Source organism: Anaerobium acetethylicum (assembly GCF_900096945.1).
Classification (GTDB): Bacteria; Bacillota; Clostridia; order Lachnospirales; family Lachnospiraceae; genus Anaerobium; species Anaerobium acetethylicum.
The window spans coordinates 87,260-103,774 of record NZ_FMKA01000004.1; the positions used below are offsets into that span (position 1 = coordinate 87,260).

Below are 16,515 nucleotides of genomic sequence, written 5' to 3' on the forward strand. Positions count from 1 at the left end.
CAGACATAAGAAAGGGGTTCGTCTAACATGCAGATAACTGATGTACGTGTACGAAAAGTTGCTAAAGAAGGGAAAATGAAAGCCGTTGTTTCTATTACAATTGATGATGAATTTGTAGTTCATGATATTAAGGTAATAGAAGGCGAAAAAGGATTATTTATCGCAATGCCAAGCAGGAAGGCTTCTGATGGAGAATACAGGGATATTGCCCATCCTATCAACTCATCCACGAGGGAGCGCATCCAGCAGATTATCCTGGATAAATATGATGTTGCAGTTCTGGAAGAGGAAGAATCAGAGGGAGCTGGTTCCGACGAAGCATAATCCAGACTGCCCGAAACCTTAACCAAATGAATTTTCCAGCAAAAAGCCTGCAGCTTTGTTCTGCAGGCTTTTTGTTTTCGGCAATTAGGACGCGCTGGAAAACATGTTCATTCGCAGCGCGCTCTCGCTTAGATGAAGACGTAGTGGTACGTAAGGCCGCAAAATACGCGGCCCAAGTACCAACGTCTTCATAAAGCTGCTCATTGAATCATGTTTTCCATCGCTGCGTGTTGGAGGGCAAATGTGCAGCTTGACGAAAGCAAACATTACAAGGAGGCTTTTGACCGACTGATCCATATAGAAAGCTTCATGATTTCTGGCCGCCGAGCGGGCAGTATCGCTGCATCGTTACTATTCACACGTTGTTTGCGCAAGGTGTTTTTTGTGAGTGTAGCAAAGCGGAAATCACGAAAAACCCGGGGCTTGCAGTGCGAAATGGTGTATTTCAACCATTTCTGTGAACAGTATCGCTGCATTTGATAAGCTCGAAACGCTCCGCAAATATAGGTTGGTTTTTTTTTCATATATGGTTATAATATTATATGGCGTAGTTCAACAATAAAGAGTCTGCCTTGGCAGACTCTCGCGCCTGGCACGGTCGCTTTTACGACACAATTCGTATCGCGCGAGTGCGCTTTCACGCGGAGCGTTTTTTATCTTATAGGATGAACTTTCCTATGAGATAAAAAACAAGTTTTCCTGACGGAAACTACCATTAACAAACTTAGAATAGGGAGTGTCTTTTATGTATAAAATCGACTTTAAAAAACCGGTTCATATTCATTTTATCGGTATCGGCGGAATCAGCATGAGCGGGCTGGCCGAAATTCTGCTGAAGGCAGGATTCACGGTATCCGGTTCAGATTTGAGGGAATCCGAGCTTACCAGAAGGCTCGAGGAGATGGGAGCCAAAGTATATTACGGACAGAGGGCGTCGAACATCACCGACGACATCGATGTTGTGGTTTATACTGCAGCCATCCACGAAGACAATTTTGAATTCAGGGCAGTCCTTGAAAAGGACATCGACACCCTTACAAGGGCAGAGCTTCTTGGACAGATTATGGCTAACTACGAGACAGCCATCGCAGTTTCAGGAACCCACGGCAAGACGACTACAACCTCTATGATTTCCCAGATCCTGCTGCAACACCATGCAGACCCTACCATTTCCGTAGGGGGCATCTTAAAAAGCATAGGCGGCAATATCCGTGTCGGAAAGTCCGAGACCTTCATCACAGAAGCCTGTGAATACACAAACAGCTTTTTAAGCTTCAATCCGACTGTCAGCATCATACTCAACGTCGAGGAAGACCATATGGATTTCTTCAGCAGCATCAATGAAATCAGGAATTCCTTCAGGCTATTTGCCGAACGGCTTCCGGACAACGGCCTGCTCATCATAAATGGCGATATCGACAATTACGAAGAGCTGACAAGAGGCCTCACATGCCGCGTAATCACATACGGCTCGGCTCCATCCAACAATTACAGCGCAACAAACATCACCTTTGACGAACTGGCAAGAGGAACCTTTGACCTGGTGAAAGACGGGGCTGTTACGGACAGGATCACCCTGGGCGTTACGGGGCTCCACAACGTCTCAAACGCCCTGGCTTCCATTGCCCTGGCTCTTGACCTGGGTATCCCTATGGACACCATCAAAAAAGGCCTCCTTGCATTTTCAGGCACTGACAGACGCTTTGAATACAAGGGTGAAATAGGCGGAATCACGGTTATCGATGATTATGCGCATCATCCGACCGAAATCACGGCAACCCTGACTGCAGCGGCGAATTATCCACACAAGAACATCTGGTGCGTATTCCAGCCCCATACCTATACAAGGACAAAGGCTTTCCTCAAGGATTTTGCAAAGGCATTATCCCTGGCAGACAAGGTCGTGCTTGTGGACATTTATGCTGCCCGCGAGACGGATACCCTGGGCGTCAGTTCGAAGGATCTGCTGAAAGAACTTACGGATTTGGGTGCTGAAGCCTACTATTTCCCTTCTTTTGATGAAACAGAAAACTTTTTATTAACAAATTGTATGCACGGTGACCTGTTGATAACTATGGGTGCCGGAAACGTATTAAAAATCGGGGAAAACATCCTCGGCAAATAACTTATCCACATTATCCACATATTTATCAACAATTTTATGCGTTGAGGTATGTGGATTTTTTTGTTTACATAATATATTTTCCATTTTATGTAAGATACTGGTTTTATAGGGCTTCCAAGGGTCTTTCGAGTTTCAAATAATATTATGTCCACTAGTTATCCACATTATCCACATTTTTATCCACTGTATAACTATCCGCCTGTGAATGACTATCCACCCAAAAATGCGGTTCTCTTTTAAACTTGCTTATGCTATAATACAAGTGTTTTTAAGAAACTTTAGCAAGGCAAAGGTGGTACAAATGGCTCAGATCAAACTGAAACTCAATGCACGTCCAAGCACGACCATGGTGTCGAATCATTTTATCGATGCGTTCATGGCTGATGCCAACGGCGAGTATGTAAAAATATACCTCTATCTTTTACGGTGTGCAGGTTCCGAAGATAGTTTCCTGTCGATTTCGCAGATTGCGGATAAGTTCGACCACACGGAGAAGGACGTGAAGCGCGCCTTAAAATACTGGCAGAAGGCCGGTCTTTTAAACCTGGCGTTTGACGAGAATAAGAACCTTACAGGCGTGGACTTCCTGGATGTCTGTGACGGAATCCAGAATTCTGCTAATGACCAGGCATCGGACAGCACGGATTCCTACGGCGCTGCTGCCGATTCCGCCTATTCCGCATCCCACGGATCTGATCCTGACGCAGCTGCGGCTGCTTCTTATGGGTCTTCTGCTGCTTATGGGTCTTCTGCTCCCGATGCTGTGTCCGGAGCCGGAAATGCGTCTGCGTCTGCCATGAATTTCTCGATTCCGGCAACTCCGCAAGTCGTTATTCCTGCGAAGCCTTCCTATTCCGCCGACAAACTGGCATCCATGCAGAACGACGATGGCCTTTCACAGCTGCTGTTCATTTCAGAACAGTATCTTGGAAAGCCCTTAAGCAAGACCGAGATGGAGACTATTTTCTACTTCTATGACGAGCTTCATTTTTCAATAGACCTGATCGAATATCTGATCGAATACTGTGTTTCCAAGGGCAGCAAGAGCTTCCACTACATCGAGAAGGTGGCGCTTGCCTGGGCTGAAGACCAGGTCAGGACGGTGGAGGACGCAAAGAAATCCACTACCCTTTATGTCCGGAACTGCTTCACGATTCTGAAGGCTTTCGGAATCAAAGGGCGCAATCCCATCGATGCCGAAGTCGGCTTCATCAAAAAATGGCTCGACGACTACTGCTTCGGGCTCGATATCATTATCGAGGCATGCAGCCGTACGGTTCTTTCCATCAACAAGCCAAGCTTCGAATATGCAGACAGCATCCTGTCCAAATGGAAGGAAAAGGGCGTCAAACATGTTTCTGACATCAGGACCCTGGATGCCCAGCATCAGATCCAGAAACAGAAGAACGCCAGCGCGGCGGCTCCAAAAGGAAAGCCCGCTTCCACCAACAAATTCAACAATTTCAACCAGCGTACCTACGATTATGACCAGCTGGAGAAACAGCTTTTGAAAAACAACAAGCAGCCTTCAGCCGATCGTACTGAACCGCAGCACCAACAGTAAATGAAAGGATATCTCCCATGGCGCTAAAAAATTCTCAATATGATGCAATTATCAGGGAATACAACCAGAGACAGCTGCAGTCCAGGCATGTGCAGGACCAGCACCTGAAGGAAATCTACAAAGTCCTTCCTGAAATCCAGGAACTGGATGCCTCCGTCTCCTCACTTTCCGTTGCCGGCGTAAAAAGCATCCTGAACGGAAATGAAAGCGCTCTTGCAGCTTCCAGGGAAAAGATCGAACAGCTTTCCAGGAAAAGAAAGGAACTCCTTCTGGCAAACGGCTATCCGGACGACTATCTGGATCTGCATTATTCCTGCAGCGACTGCATGGATACGGGATATATCGGAAATGAGAAATGCCACTGCTTCAAGCAGGCAACCATTGACATGCTCTATACCCAGTCAAATATCAAAGACGTTCTTAACAGGGAGAACTTCAACACCTTCTCCTATGAATACTACTCAGATGATCAGATCAATCCTTCGACCGGCCTCTCCTCTCTGGAGACGATCCAGTATGCCGTAAAGGAATGCCGCAACTTCATAGATACCTTCGACACAAACTTCCGTAACCTGCTTTTCTACGGCGATACGGGCGTCGGTAAGACTTTCCTTTCCAACTGCGTCGCAAAGGAGCTCATTGATTCCGCCCACTCCGTTATCTACTTCTCGGCATTCCAGCTGTTTGACATTCTGGCAAAAAGCACCTTTGGCAAAGATGCGGAAGCCGATGACATGAACCAGTATATTTTTGACTGCGACCTGCTCATCATCGATGATCTCGGGACCGAACTCACGAACTCCTTCGTTGCATCACAGCTTTTCCTGTGCGTGAACGAACGGCTTCTCCGCAAAAAATCTACGATTATTTCAACCAACCTGCCTATCGACATGTTCATTGAGACCTATTCAGAAAGAACCTTTTCAAGGATTTCCAGCAACTATACCATGATCAAATTAATCGGAGATGACATCCGTATAAAGAAGCGGCTGCGCTAGCTTACCGTTCACTCCGTGAACAGCAGCTGCGGCAGGGTCTCTGAAGGGCTGCCTGAAACTTTTCGGTCCCCGACTGAACGTTTACCCCTTGACGTTTCGTCCCTGTAGTGTTATAAATGTATCTGGTAATTCTCTGTTTTTACGGCAAAAACGGGTCCTCAGAGCCTGTTTTTCCTTTCATACGTAACTTTTAGCCGGCTCCATCCCGGCAGTTAAACTATAAATCAGGTGGCGCTTCCGTCACCAATATAAAAAATTGTACAAACATATGGAGGTAAGGATTAATGTCCCAGCGCGATGAAATGAATTATGAAACGATACCTGTAGGTTCACTTGGTATCATCCCATTGGAAGGATGCAAGACACTTGGCCAGAAGGTTGACGAATACCTGGTTAAATGGAGAACTGAACGCGACAGCGAACACAAGACTACCATTGCTTTTTCAGGCTACCAGAGAGACAGCTATATACTGGGTGCAAAGGTACCAAGATTCGGCTCAGGCGAAGCAAAGGGCATCATCAGTGAATCCGTGCGTGGAGACGACTTATACTTACTTGTAGACGTTGCAAATTACAGCCTTACCTACTCCTTATGCGGTTATACAAACCATATGTCTCCTGACGACCACTATCAGGATCTTAAGCGTATCATCGCTGCTGTAGGCGGAAAGGCACGCCGCATCACGGTAATCATGCCATTCCTCTATGAAAGCCGCCAGCACAAGCGCAGCTCAAGAGAATCCCTCGACTGTGCGCTTGCATTACAGGAATTGGTGAACATGGGCGTTGACAATATCATCACCTTTGATGCCCATGACCCACGTGTCCAGAACGCAATTCCTCTCAGCGGATTTGAGACCGTACAGCCTGCATACCAGTTCATCAAGGGGCTTCTGAACAACGTTCCTGACCTGAAGATCGACAGCGAGCATATGATGATGATCAGCCCTGACGAAGGCGGAATGAGCCGTGCAGTGTACCTTGCAAACGTTCTCGGCATCGATATGGGTATGTTCTACAAACGCCGTGACTATACGACCATCATCAATGGACGTAATCCGATCGTGGCTCATGAATTCCTCGGCTCTTCCGTGGAAGGAAAAGACATGCTCATCATCGACGACATGATCTCTTCAGGCGAAAGCATGCTTGAAGTTGCGGAAGAACTCAAGAGAAGAAAAGCCGGCAGGATTTTTGTCCTTTCGACTTTCGGACTGTTCACAAACGGACTCGAAAAATTCGACGAAGCTTATGAAAAAGGACTGATCGACCGCGTCCTGACTACAAACCTTGTTTACCAGACGCCTGAGCTCCTTTCACGTCCTTACTACATTAACTGCGACTTGAGCAAATATATCGCCCTGATTATAGACAATCTGAACCATGATGGTTCAATCAGCAGCCTCCTGAATCCTAACAAACGCATTCAGACCCTTCTCGAAAAATACAAAAAAGGCGAACTCAGCAAATAAAGGACGTGATGAAAAACATGTTCATTCGCAGCGCGCTCTCGCTTAGATGAAGACGTAGTGGTACGTAAGGCCGCAGAATACGCGGCCTAAGTACCAACGTCTTCATAAAGCTGCTCATTGAATCATGTTTTGCATCACTGCGTGTTGGATGGCTGATGGGCGCATTGACGACGCATTCTGAATGAGGGATTTTGAAGCTTGGATCAAGATGGAGAGATACGTAGGGCTGCAGAAGATGCAGCCTACGTACCGCTACATCTTCATGAAGCTGCTTGTTTTTAGATGCTTGTATACAGAATTTGAAAGCAGGTGCTTTCCCGGGATTGTTCCGGGGAGGCACCTGCTTTATTTTGTATTCCTGCTTTGTTCCTGCTTTATTCTTGTTCTATTTCTGCTCTGTTCCTGCTCTGTTCCCGCTCTATTCCTGTTCTATTTCGGCTCTGTTTCTGCTCTGTTCCTGTTGTATTTCTATTCTGTTTCTGCTCTGTTCCTGTTCTATTTCTGCTCTGTTCCGGCTCTATTCCTGTTCTATTTCTGCTCTGTTCCGGCTCTATTCCCGTTCTATTTCTGCTCTGTTCCTGCTCTGTTCCTACTCTATTCCTGTGCTGTTTCTGCTCTGTTCCTGTTGTATTTCTGTTGTATTTTTGTTGTACTTCTATTTTCAGTGCTGTCAGCTGTTTTTGGGTGAGTGGGCTTTCCGCGGCGGGAGGCTATTCTTCCACATAGGGGAGGAATTCCCTGATCTCAAGGCCGTCGTGGATGGCGTCCATGTACTGCTTCCAGATCCGTCCCGGGTAGGTTGCGCCGTAGAGGTTCTTTACCTTTTCCGGCTGATCGCAGCCGACCCAGACGCTGGTTGTATAGTAGCTTGTAAATCCGACGAACCAGCCGTCTTTGCTGTCGTTTGTGGTTCCTGTTTTTGCTGCGGCCGGCATTTTGGAGGACAGCCTGCAACGGTATCCTGTTCCGCTTGTCAGAACGCCCTTCAGGATGTCTGTCATCATCCTTGCGGCATTCTGCTTGTATACAGGGGTCTCCTCTCCCGTTTCTGCGTATAGTTCCCTTCCGTCAGCATCGGTTATCTTTACGATACAGGTGGGATTCCTGAAGTTTCCGTCGTTTTCTATGCATCTGTAGCCGGAAGCCATTTCTACCGTCGTTACGCCGTTTGTGAGGCCTCCTATGGCAGATGAGAGCACGTAGTCGGTTTCCGTTATTTCGGCAAAATCCATCGTCTTCAGATAGGAAAGGCCTTCCCTGGGAGTCAGTTCCGCCAGGATCTGCCAGGCAACCGTATTTCTTGATTTTTCCACAGCCTTCCTGAGGGTCATCCTTCCTAAATATTTCCCGTCGGAATTTTCAGGGCCGTTTTTGATTCCATGGTCGTTCACTATGGTGGTGGGCAGATATCCTCTCTCAAGGGCGGGTGTATATACGATCAGGGGCTTTATGGTGCTTCCTGGCTGCCTGTAGCTCTGAAATGCCCGGTTAAGGGTATATTCGCTTGTCTCCTGGCTTCTGCCACCTACGATTGCCACCACGTATCCCGTCAGATTGTCGATGCAGGTCGCTGCCCCCTGAAGCTTGTATACGCCGGTACCGCTAAGATCCGTAAAATCTTCCAGCTGCTCATCCACTGCTGCCTGGAGAAGCTGCTGCCTGCCAAGATCTATGGACGTATATATCCTGTAGCCTTTTGTATACAGGTTCCGTTTGCATTCCCTGTAGAGGGCATCGTATGCCTCGTCGTAGATTTTCTCTTCAACCTCGTTCCCGAACTCGTTGCGAAACGCAAAGCCCTGCCGTTCCATCAGGGCCACGACTGCGCAGTGGTAGACGTAGGTCTCCACGTAATTGTTCCTTGTGGATGTCTGAACCTTTATTTCCACCGGCTCCCCGATTGCGGCATTGTAATCCTCAGGTGAAATTTTTCCGTCCTGAAGCATTTCGCCAAGGATCCTGTTTCTGCGCCCGATCGTATCGTCCATGCTGTCCACGGGATTGTAGAGGGTCGGATTATTGGGGATCGCACACAAGAACGTGATCTGGGCCAGGCTCAGGCCCCCGGCATCCACACCGAAATAGCCCTTGCTGGCGGCCTGTATGCCATAATAGCCGTTGGCAAAATAGATATTATTGATATAATATTCCAGGATTTCCTCTTTGGAGTATCTTTTCTCCAGCTCCAGAGCTATGAAGATCTCCTCCACCTTTCTCTCCCAGGACACCTGGTGGGTAAGGAATACATTCCTGCTGAGCTGCTGGGTGATGGTGCTGGCTCCCTGGGTGATTTCCCTGTCTTCGATTATGGTCTTCGCTGCCCGGACGATGGCCTCCAGATCGATTCCTATATGGCTGTAGAATTTCTTATCCTCTATGCTTATGAAGGCATCCTTGACCTGGTCGGGGATCTCTTCCGATTCCAGATAGTAGACGTCCTTTTCGCCCTTCAGGGTGGAAAGCAGATTTCCGCCCGCATCATATACAAGGCTCGTCTGCGTTGACCGGAACGTTTCCTCCGACGAGTGTTCGGCAAATGATACAGCCTCCCTGTAGAGCGCAATCACCGTCTCATCAAAACCGCACCTGTAGAGAAAAGCTCCCGCCACCAGGGCAAGCACCATAAGGAATACCTGCAGCTTCACGAAGCCCCAGAACAATCTATGTCTTTTTTTCCCGTTTTTCCAGTTTATTTTATCTGCCATAGTTTACCGACCGCTCTTCCTTTTCTGTCCTTATTCATCCTGTTATTGAGTACGGCTTGCAGCGCGAAATGGTGTATTTCAACCAGTTCTGCGCATCGCGCAGTATGTTATTATTCACGGAGTTATTAGTAATAGTATATCCCATCCTCCGCCCCGGTGCAAGAGATCGGGCTTTACAGTGCCGCCAGTTTCCTTTATAATGTTACTGTTCACTCTGTGACAGGTAACTTTAATAAACGATGTTGTGTTCGAGACCTTCCACAACTAAAACAAAACTAAAGGAGAATTTAATCATGCAGAACAAAAAAGTGCTGTTCCTCACACAGGCAGCCATGATTGCAGCCATCTACGTGGTGCTTACCTTCGTATTCCAGCCGTTCAGTTTCGGCGAAGTGCAGGTGCGTATTGCAGAAGCGCTGACAATCCTGCCTTTCTTTACCCCGGCGGCAATACCGGGACTATTTATCGGATGCCTTATCGGCAATTTTCTGGGAGGGGCAATCGTCATCGACGTCATTTTCGGCAGCCTCGCAACCCTGGCCGGAGCCATCTTTTCCTATCTTTTAAGGAAAAACAAATACCTTGTTCCCTTGCCTCCAATTATCGCAAATACCCTCGTTGTCCCTTTCATCCTGAAGTTCGGCTATGCAGTTCCACTGCCCATCCCCTTCATGATGCTTACTGTGGGAATCGGGGAAATCATATCATGCGGCGTACTCGGAATGATACTGCTGACCACGCTCAATCAGTACAGGCAAGTCATATTCCGTCAGCAGGTTTAAGAACAATTTCATTCCCGCATGCCCGCAGGAACTCATTCAAACATAATCTAAGGTCAACAAAAGCCCAGCCGGTTCAACGGCTGGGCTTTTGTTATGGAATTCGTGTATCAAGGCTATCTTGTAACATTCGGCTTCGTCAATCAGCACTTTCACCCGCCAACATACAGTGATACAAAACATGATTCAATGAGCAGCTTTATGAAGACGTTGGTAACTATTCCGGACTACGTCCTTCATAGTTACATATGATGCACACAAATTGCAGGAACTGCAATTTGGCGCATGCAAAACTCGGATTTTTATGCAAAAGCAGCATAAAAACACCTCGCGTCACTTGACAACTGAACAGTCAAACCATTAGTACTTAAGACTGCTGAATGCGAGGCCTTACGTACCACTACGTCTTCATCTAAGCGGGAGCGCGCTGCGAATGAACATGTTTTTCATCACGTCCTGTTTCCAGAAAGCCATCCAACACACAGTGATGCAAAACATGATTCAATGAGCAGCTTTATGAAGACGTTGGTACTTAGGCCGCGTACTCTGCGGCCTTACGTACCACTACGTCTTCATCTAAGCGAGAGCGCGCTGCGAATGAACATGTTTTTCATCACGTCAGGTTTCCAGAAAGCCATCCAACACGCAGTGATGCAAAACATGATTCAATGAGCAGCTTTATGAAGACGTTGGTACTTAGGCCGCGTACTCTGCGGCCTTACGTACCACTACGTCTTCATCTAAGCGAGAGCGCGCTGCGAATGAACATGTTTTTCATCACGTCAGGTTTCCAGAAAGCCATCCAACACGCAGTGATGCAAAACATGATTCAATGAGCAGCTTTATGAAGACGTTGGTACTTAGGCCGCGTACTCTGCGGCCTTACGTACCACTACGTCTTCATCTAAGCGAGAGCGCGCTGCGAATGAACATGTTTTTCATCACGTCAGGTTTCCCGGATTAAGGCATTCCAGTTCCGGAATCACGAATTGCCCATCTTTTCTGATCAGAACATCATCGAAGTAGATTTCGCCTCCGCCGAATTCAGGCGTCTGGATCAGTACCAGGTCCCAATGGATCGAGGATACGTTTCCGTTAGGCGCTTCGTCATAGCAGTTTCCGGGAGTGAAGTGGATTGATCCCATTATTTTCTCATCAAAGAGCGTGTCTTTCATAGGCTTCAGTATGTAAGGATTTACACCGATGGCAAATTCTCCAACATATCTTGCTCCCTCGTCTGTATCGAACACCTTGGTGATGCGTTCCGTATCGTTTGCAGTGGCATTGATGATTTTTCCATCCTTGAATTCCAGGCAGATGTTTTCATAGGTAAAGCCCTGGTATACGGAAGGCGTGTTGTAGCTGAGCTTCCCGTTGATGGAATCCTTTACAGGCGCCGTATACACTTCGCCGTCCGGGATATTCAGTTCTCCCGCACAAGGAACAGCCGGAATTCCTTTGATGGAAAACGTAAGGTCGGTTCCCGGTCCTTTGATGTTCACCTTGTCAGTACGGTTCATGAGAGCAACAAGCGGCTTCATGGCCTCTCCCATTTTGCTGTAATCCAGGTTGCATACCTGGAAATAGAAGTCTTCGAAGGCATCAGTGCTTGAATTTGAAAGCTGTGCCATTGCTGCATTCGGATAACGGAGAACGACCCATCTTGTCTTTGGAACCCTGATGTCATGGTGTACCGGGGTTGCATAAAGCTTCTCATATAATGACATCCTGTCCGCCGGAACATCGGAAAGCTCTGAGACGTTGTCCGTTCCTCTGATTCCGATGTAGCAGTCCATTTTTGACATCTCAAGACAATCTACTTCTGCCATGATCTTCAGCTGCTCTTCTGTCGTATTCAAGAGGATTTCCCTCTGAACCCTGCTGCTTGTAAAGTGTACAAACGGAAGCCCTTTGACCGCATAAACCTCTTTGATGACCTGTCTTGCCAGATCTTCCGTCGCTTCTCCTATGTAGTGGATGTAAACTTTTTCGTTCTCTTTTACCTTGCATGAATAGTTTACAAGATTGTAGGCAAGGGTTTTGATTCTTTCGTCCATTTTCAGTCCTTCTTTCTTTATTTTTATCCGGCTGACTTCCTGCCGGAATCTTATGCCGCAACTATTCAGGACTGTGTCCTTCATAGTCTCTGTGATGTATTGCTTTTCACGGAGTGAACAGTCACTATGATGCTTCTCTATCTATCTGATATAGCTGATAAATCTGTTTCCTGCTGCCTGGAACATGGCTGCACTGTCCTTCATCCCGACTTTGTAGGTGGTTCCCGTAGCCGGGTTCATGATGATCGTATTCAGCTCGTCGTAGCCTGTGATCAGCACTGCCGATGCGGCATCCGTCATGGCCAGTACCGGCGTTCCGCGGCTCACATAATACAGGGCCGCATCAAGCTCGCAGCCGGTGAGGTCTATCACCTGCAGCCCCAGATTCTCCGAAAGGATGGCCGCCGGCGTCTTTCCTTCGTTCAGCAGCTGCGCCGCATCGACGCTTACGCCCTTGTGCATCATCATCAGGTTCAGGCACACAGCCGTGCTGCTATGGGATGCGTCAACCGTTCCACTGCCAATACCGTCGATCTGGGTCCTGGTCTTGCGGTTGCCCCGTTCCCAGACGTATTCCTGGGTGTCGGTAACGACTACCCCCGACAGCTGCGCGGCCCTGGCGATTGCGCTTCCCGCATTGAAATAGATGCCCTCCATGGCACCTTTCGCATATACGTAGTACTTATCGGAGCTTTCTCCGGTTTTTTCAAGGGCGACTTCCCTTGAGCCTTCGTAGATGATCTCTTTCGGCGTCAGGAATTTCGGCGTCAGATCCTCTATCCCGTTTTCAAAAACAAGAAGGATCTCCTGCTTTTTCTTATCCGAAACGGCAGAATCAACCCTTATGCTTCCGGCCTCTTTTTCCCTGTTGCTGACTATCTGGTCATCGGAAGCCGCCGCGTAACCTGCTCCGCTTTTCGTGACCCTTGTCAGGCGGATCATGTTGTCTTCTATGGCTGCCGCAGTTATGTAAATGCCCTCCTGGCTGTATTCCTTGATGAGCGTACCGCCATTCTGTATTTTCACAACGTACATGGGGAAAACTGTGTTCCCGGCCATATCCTGCGCGATGTCTGCCTGTCTTGCTATGCCGTAGATGAAGTCCTCCTCCATGAAGCCGAGGGGCCTGATCCTCTCGTCAGGATTGCAGGCGATCATCTGTTCCTCGTCCGTATCCAGGTTCCGGATATGCACGATTGTAGAATTATCGGCCTGCTTTTCTTCCTGCCATGCGAGCAGATGGTTGTCGGCGGAAATGACGAAGCTTCCTTCGCCGAGTCCGGATACGGCTTCCTGGTATTCCATTGTGGCCAGGTCGATGCTGTATATGGTGCTGTTCATCATGATGTACACCACATTGTTGTTATTTATGTAACAAAGCTTTCCGATGTCTTCCTTCAAAAGCTGAAAGGATTTGGTAGAAGGTATGAAGACCTTTTCCTCGATTGCATTGATGGCGCTGCTGTACTGGTAGACGGCAACTCCCACGGAACCCTCGCGGATTCCCCTGTTCATATAGCCGTATACCATGAAGACGGCATTTCCGGCCCCATCCATGCTCACCAGCTTTATGCCATGCTGGTCATAGGTGTTTCTGATGTCCCATTCCCTTTCGTCCATGAACGTATAGACGGAAGACAGCTTTCCCTTCTCGCTGTCGTAGCACCAGAGCTCGCCATTCTGCACGAAGCAGACGATGGTCCCTTCGGCATTTGACAGATAGTCAGGGTCTTCCCCGACAATTCCCAGGTTGACGCTTTTTTTCGTGAATACATTGTTCTCATAGCTGAACATCTGGTCCATGGTCCTTTCGAAATCCAGGAGGTACATCCTGCTCTCGGTATATCTGACCCTGTAGAATTCCCTGACTTTGTAGTAGTCTGTCTCACCGCTGTCGTTCAGGCAGGACACAAAATATGATAATACTACGGAAGCCGTCGAGCTGTCAATCTCCGTTATGGCCGGCACCGGTTCTGTCACCTTTTCAGGCGCCAGGCTTCCCCAGGTGACCATATCGAACTTGGAATTGATGGTGACCTTCTGAAAGGATGCATTGCTCGTGCTGGCTTTCGGCTCAAGATATTTTACGATGTCCCTGGCCGTTTCCTTATTGAACGTCTTTTCGTGGAAATCCTTTATGAAATCCAGCTTTTCTCCCTCATGGAGCTTTTCTTTTCTGATGATTCTTGTGTAGTAATAAATCTTTTCCTCGTTGTCCGTTTCCAGGATTATGTTCAGCAGATATTCCGTTCCCTCATCCAGAAGGTCCTTGATCTGCAGGTCTGCCTTTATATATCCGTTTTCTGTCTTTTTGTTTCCTGCCTCTGTCTCCTCAACAAGCCTGGTCGAATCGATGCTCCTTACTTCATAAGAAACTGTTTTGATTTCCGTCTTGTTTTTCTTTATGGAAATGGAAAGGCCCCCGTCTTCGGAAATCGGGGCGATCGTGTCTCTGACATAGCTTCCCTGCATTTCCTGTCCGTAGCCGTGGAGGGTGTTGGCCTTCCCTCCGTCCAGCTCCATGTAGATGACCGGATAAGTGGCGGATCCCATTTCTGCCGTCGAATCCGCATTTCCCTCATTTGTTATGCCGCTGATAATCAGCAGTGCCGCCATAAAAATCACGCTGAGCACGACTGCCTTGATGATGATTTTCTTCATTTATCAGAGGCCTCCGTTTCCCGGCTCAAGAAGCTTTTCGAGGGTTGGAGATACACCGAAAAAATCCCTGCAGGCTGCGTAGCTGTCCAGTTCGGGAGCTTCGCTTTTTCCGTTTTGGGCTGTCTTGTCATCCTTAACAGCCCTGATCAGAATATTTTTTGGCGTATGCTCCATGTCTATGAATTCCAGAAGCTGGACCTGGTATCCGTTCCGCTCCAGAAGTTCGCCCCTCAGTCCGTCCGTGACAAGGGCCGCAATCCGTTCCTTCAGGATGCCGTACTTCAGAACCGGCTCCAGGAGCTCATTTCCAATCTGGCCGTTCAGCTCATGCTGGCAGCATGGAACGGAAAGGATGACCTGCGCCCCCCATTTTACCGCCTTGGCAAGGGCATAGTCAGTAGCCGTGTCGCAGGCATGGAGGGTCACCACCATGTCGACGCTGTCGGTGCCTTCATAGGATGCGATATCGCCCTGCAGGAATTCCAGATCGTCAAACATGTATTTGTCCCTGAGGCCGCTGCAATGGCTGATGACGTCCTCCTTGAGGTCAAGTCCCGTGACCCTGATGTCATAGCCCTTGAGCTCCTTCAGATAGTAGTACATGGCGAACGTCAGGTAGGATTTTCCGCATCCGAAGTCTATGATCCTGACCTGCCTGTCCTTCGGAAGCTGGGGAAGGATATCCTCCACAAATTCCAGGAAGCGGTTTATCTGCCTGAATTTATCGTACCTGGCCTTCACGATCTTCCCCTCTTCCGTCATGACGCCCAGGTCCACAAGGAACCCGACCCTTCTGCCCTCCTCGAGGATATACTCCTTCTTCCGGTTATGGGAAAGGCTTGTGATGACCTTTGTCACCTCCCTGCGCTTTCTGCTGATGGTGACTTTTCCTTTTTTGCTTACGAGGACAGTAGCCAGGCTGTGCTGGGTCTCCGCCTGGAGCTGCCTGTACTTTCCGCCGAGCATCTCCTCAATCTTTTCAGCCATCCTGTCCTTCTCGTAATTAAGATGGTAGATTTTTGTCCCGACGTATTCAGAAGCCTGAAAATACAGCTTCTCCTTGATCATGACCGGCCTGATTTTTACTTTAAGGCCCTGTTCTTTGTCTCTGGGGTTGCTTATGATAATCTGAAGAAGCTCTTCGTTCAGGCATTCTTCAAGCAGTTTATTTAAATCACTCATATAAGTGCGTCCTTTCTATTTAAGGCGAATCTCTGTTTCACGGGATACCTGCGGATTGTTACGCACTTCGTGCTCCCACAATCCTGAAAACATGAGAAATCCGCCCTGGTCGGGCTTCTTTCTCATGTTTTGGCGGGTCCCAAGGTCATGCTTTTTCATGCAAGCATGAAACCTCTGTTTCACGGGATACCTGCGGATTGTTACGCACTTCGTGCTCCCACAATCCTGAAAACATGAGAAATCCGCCCTGGTCGGGCTTCTTTCTCATGTTTTGGCGGGTCCCAAGGTCATGCTTTTTCATGCAAGCATGAAACGCATGACCTTTTGACCCTGGTATCCCTATATTGTAAAGCCTTTGCAAAAAAACTACAACTAAAATAACTATAAAAGTTGATGGTCGCTCTGTGAGCAGCAGTACCTGGCGTTAACCAGGGTGTGGACAACTGCCTGTCGCATCTTCTATGGAAATCCCATGGTTCAGATAGACATTTTTTGTTGCGATTGCTATAATATAGTAACTGTTCAGAACCCCTGTCCCGCAAGGTGTTTTTATGCTGAATTTGCATAAAAACCCGAGACATGCATGCGCCAAATTGCCGATTTTGCAATTTGTGTGCATCATCTGTGACTATGAAGGACGTAGTCCTG

At 48.0% G+C, this 16,515-nt stretch carries 10 protein-coding genes; 6 read left to right on the forward strand and 4 right to left on the reverse strand.

Features of this window, described 5'->3' with window-relative positions; all coding sequences use genetic code 11:
• Nucleotides 1-27 precede the first annotated feature (27 nt).
• From spoVG to BJR36_RS05710, 5 genes are all read left to right on the forward strand, one after another.
• The gene (spoVG, locus tag BJR36_RS05690) at nt 28-324 is read left to right on the forward strand and encodes a septation regulator SpoVG (protein WP_091231376.1); all 297 of its coding nucleotides are present in this window, start codon (nt 28-30) and stop codon (nt 322-324) included.
• A gap of 745 nt (nt 325-1,069) precedes the next feature.
• Nucleotides 1,070-2,449 carry a UDP-N-acetylmuramate--L-alanine ligase gene (murC, locus tag BJR36_RS05695; RefSeq protein ID WP_091231380.1) on the forward strand — a complete coding sequence of 460 codons (1,380 nt, stop codon included), beginning with the start codon at nt 1,070-1,072 and terminating at the stop codon, nt 2,447-2,449.
• Between the two features lie 301 nt (nt 2,450-2,750).
• Complete coding sequence (locus BJR36_RS05700; RefSeq protein WP_091231383.1) at nt 2,751-4,013, forward strand: DnaD domain protein; 1,263 nt, start codon at nt 2,751-2,753, stop codon at nt 4,011-4,013.
• A gap of 17 nt (nt 4,014-4,030) precedes the next feature.
• Nucleotides 4,031-5,011, forward strand: a complete 981-nt coding sequence (locus BJR36_RS05705) for an ATP-binding protein (protein ID WP_091231387.1) — start codon at nt 4,031-4,033, stop codon at nt 5,009-5,011.
• Between the two features lie 284 nt (nt 5,012-5,295).
• The gene (locus BJR36_RS05710) at nt 5,296-6,483 is read left to right on the forward strand and encodes a ribose-phosphate pyrophosphokinase (RefSeq protein ID WP_091231389.1); all 1,188 of its coding nucleotides are present in this window, start codon (nt 5,296-5,298) and stop codon (nt 6,481-6,483) included.
• Nucleotides 6,484-7,193: 710 nt separating this feature from the next.
• On the opposite strand, the gene BJR36_RS05720 is transcribed toward BJR36_RS05710, so the two are convergent.
• Nucleotides 7,194-9,188, reverse strand: coding sequence for a transglycosylase domain-containing protein (locus BJR36_RS05720; protein WP_091231395.1), 1,995 nt, complete (start codon nt 9,186-9,188; stop codon nt 7,194-7,196).
• 293 nt (nt 9,189-9,481) lie between these two features.
• Here BJR36_RS05720 and BJR36_RS05725 point away from each other — a divergent pair, with 293 nt between their 5' ends.
• On the forward strand, nt 9,482-9,970 hold the full coding sequence (locus tag BJR36_RS05725; RefSeq protein WP_091231399.1) for a QueT transporter family protein: 489 nt from the start codon (nt 9,482-9,484) through the stop codon (nt 9,968-9,970).
• A 938-nt stretch (nt 9,971-10,908) separates the two neighbouring features.
• On the opposite strand, the gene BJR36_RS05730 is transcribed toward BJR36_RS05725, so the two are convergent.
• From BJR36_RS05730 to BJR36_RS05740, 3 genes are all read right to left on the reverse strand, one after another.
• Nucleotides 10,909-12,024 carry an aminopeptidase gene (locus BJR36_RS05730; protein WP_091231714.1) on the reverse strand — a complete coding sequence of 372 codons (1,116 nt, stop codon included), beginning with the start codon at nt 12,022-12,024 and terminating at the stop codon, nt 10,909-10,911.
• Between the two features lie 141 nt (nt 12,025-12,165).
• The gene (locus tag BJR36_RS05735; protein ID WP_091231401.1) at nt 12,166-14,685 is read right to left on the reverse strand and encodes a cysteine peptidase family C39 domain-containing protein; all 2,520 of its coding nucleotides are present in this window, start codon (nt 14,683-14,685) and stop codon (nt 12,166-12,168) included.
• A 3-nt stretch (nt 14,686-14,688) separates the two neighbouring features.
• Complete coding sequence (locus tag BJR36_RS05740) at nt 14,689-15,867, reverse strand: class I SAM-dependent methyltransferase (protein WP_091231404.1); 1,179 nt, start codon at nt 15,865-15,867, stop codon at nt 14,689-14,691.
• Nucleotides 15,868-16,515: the final 648 nt, after the last annotated feature.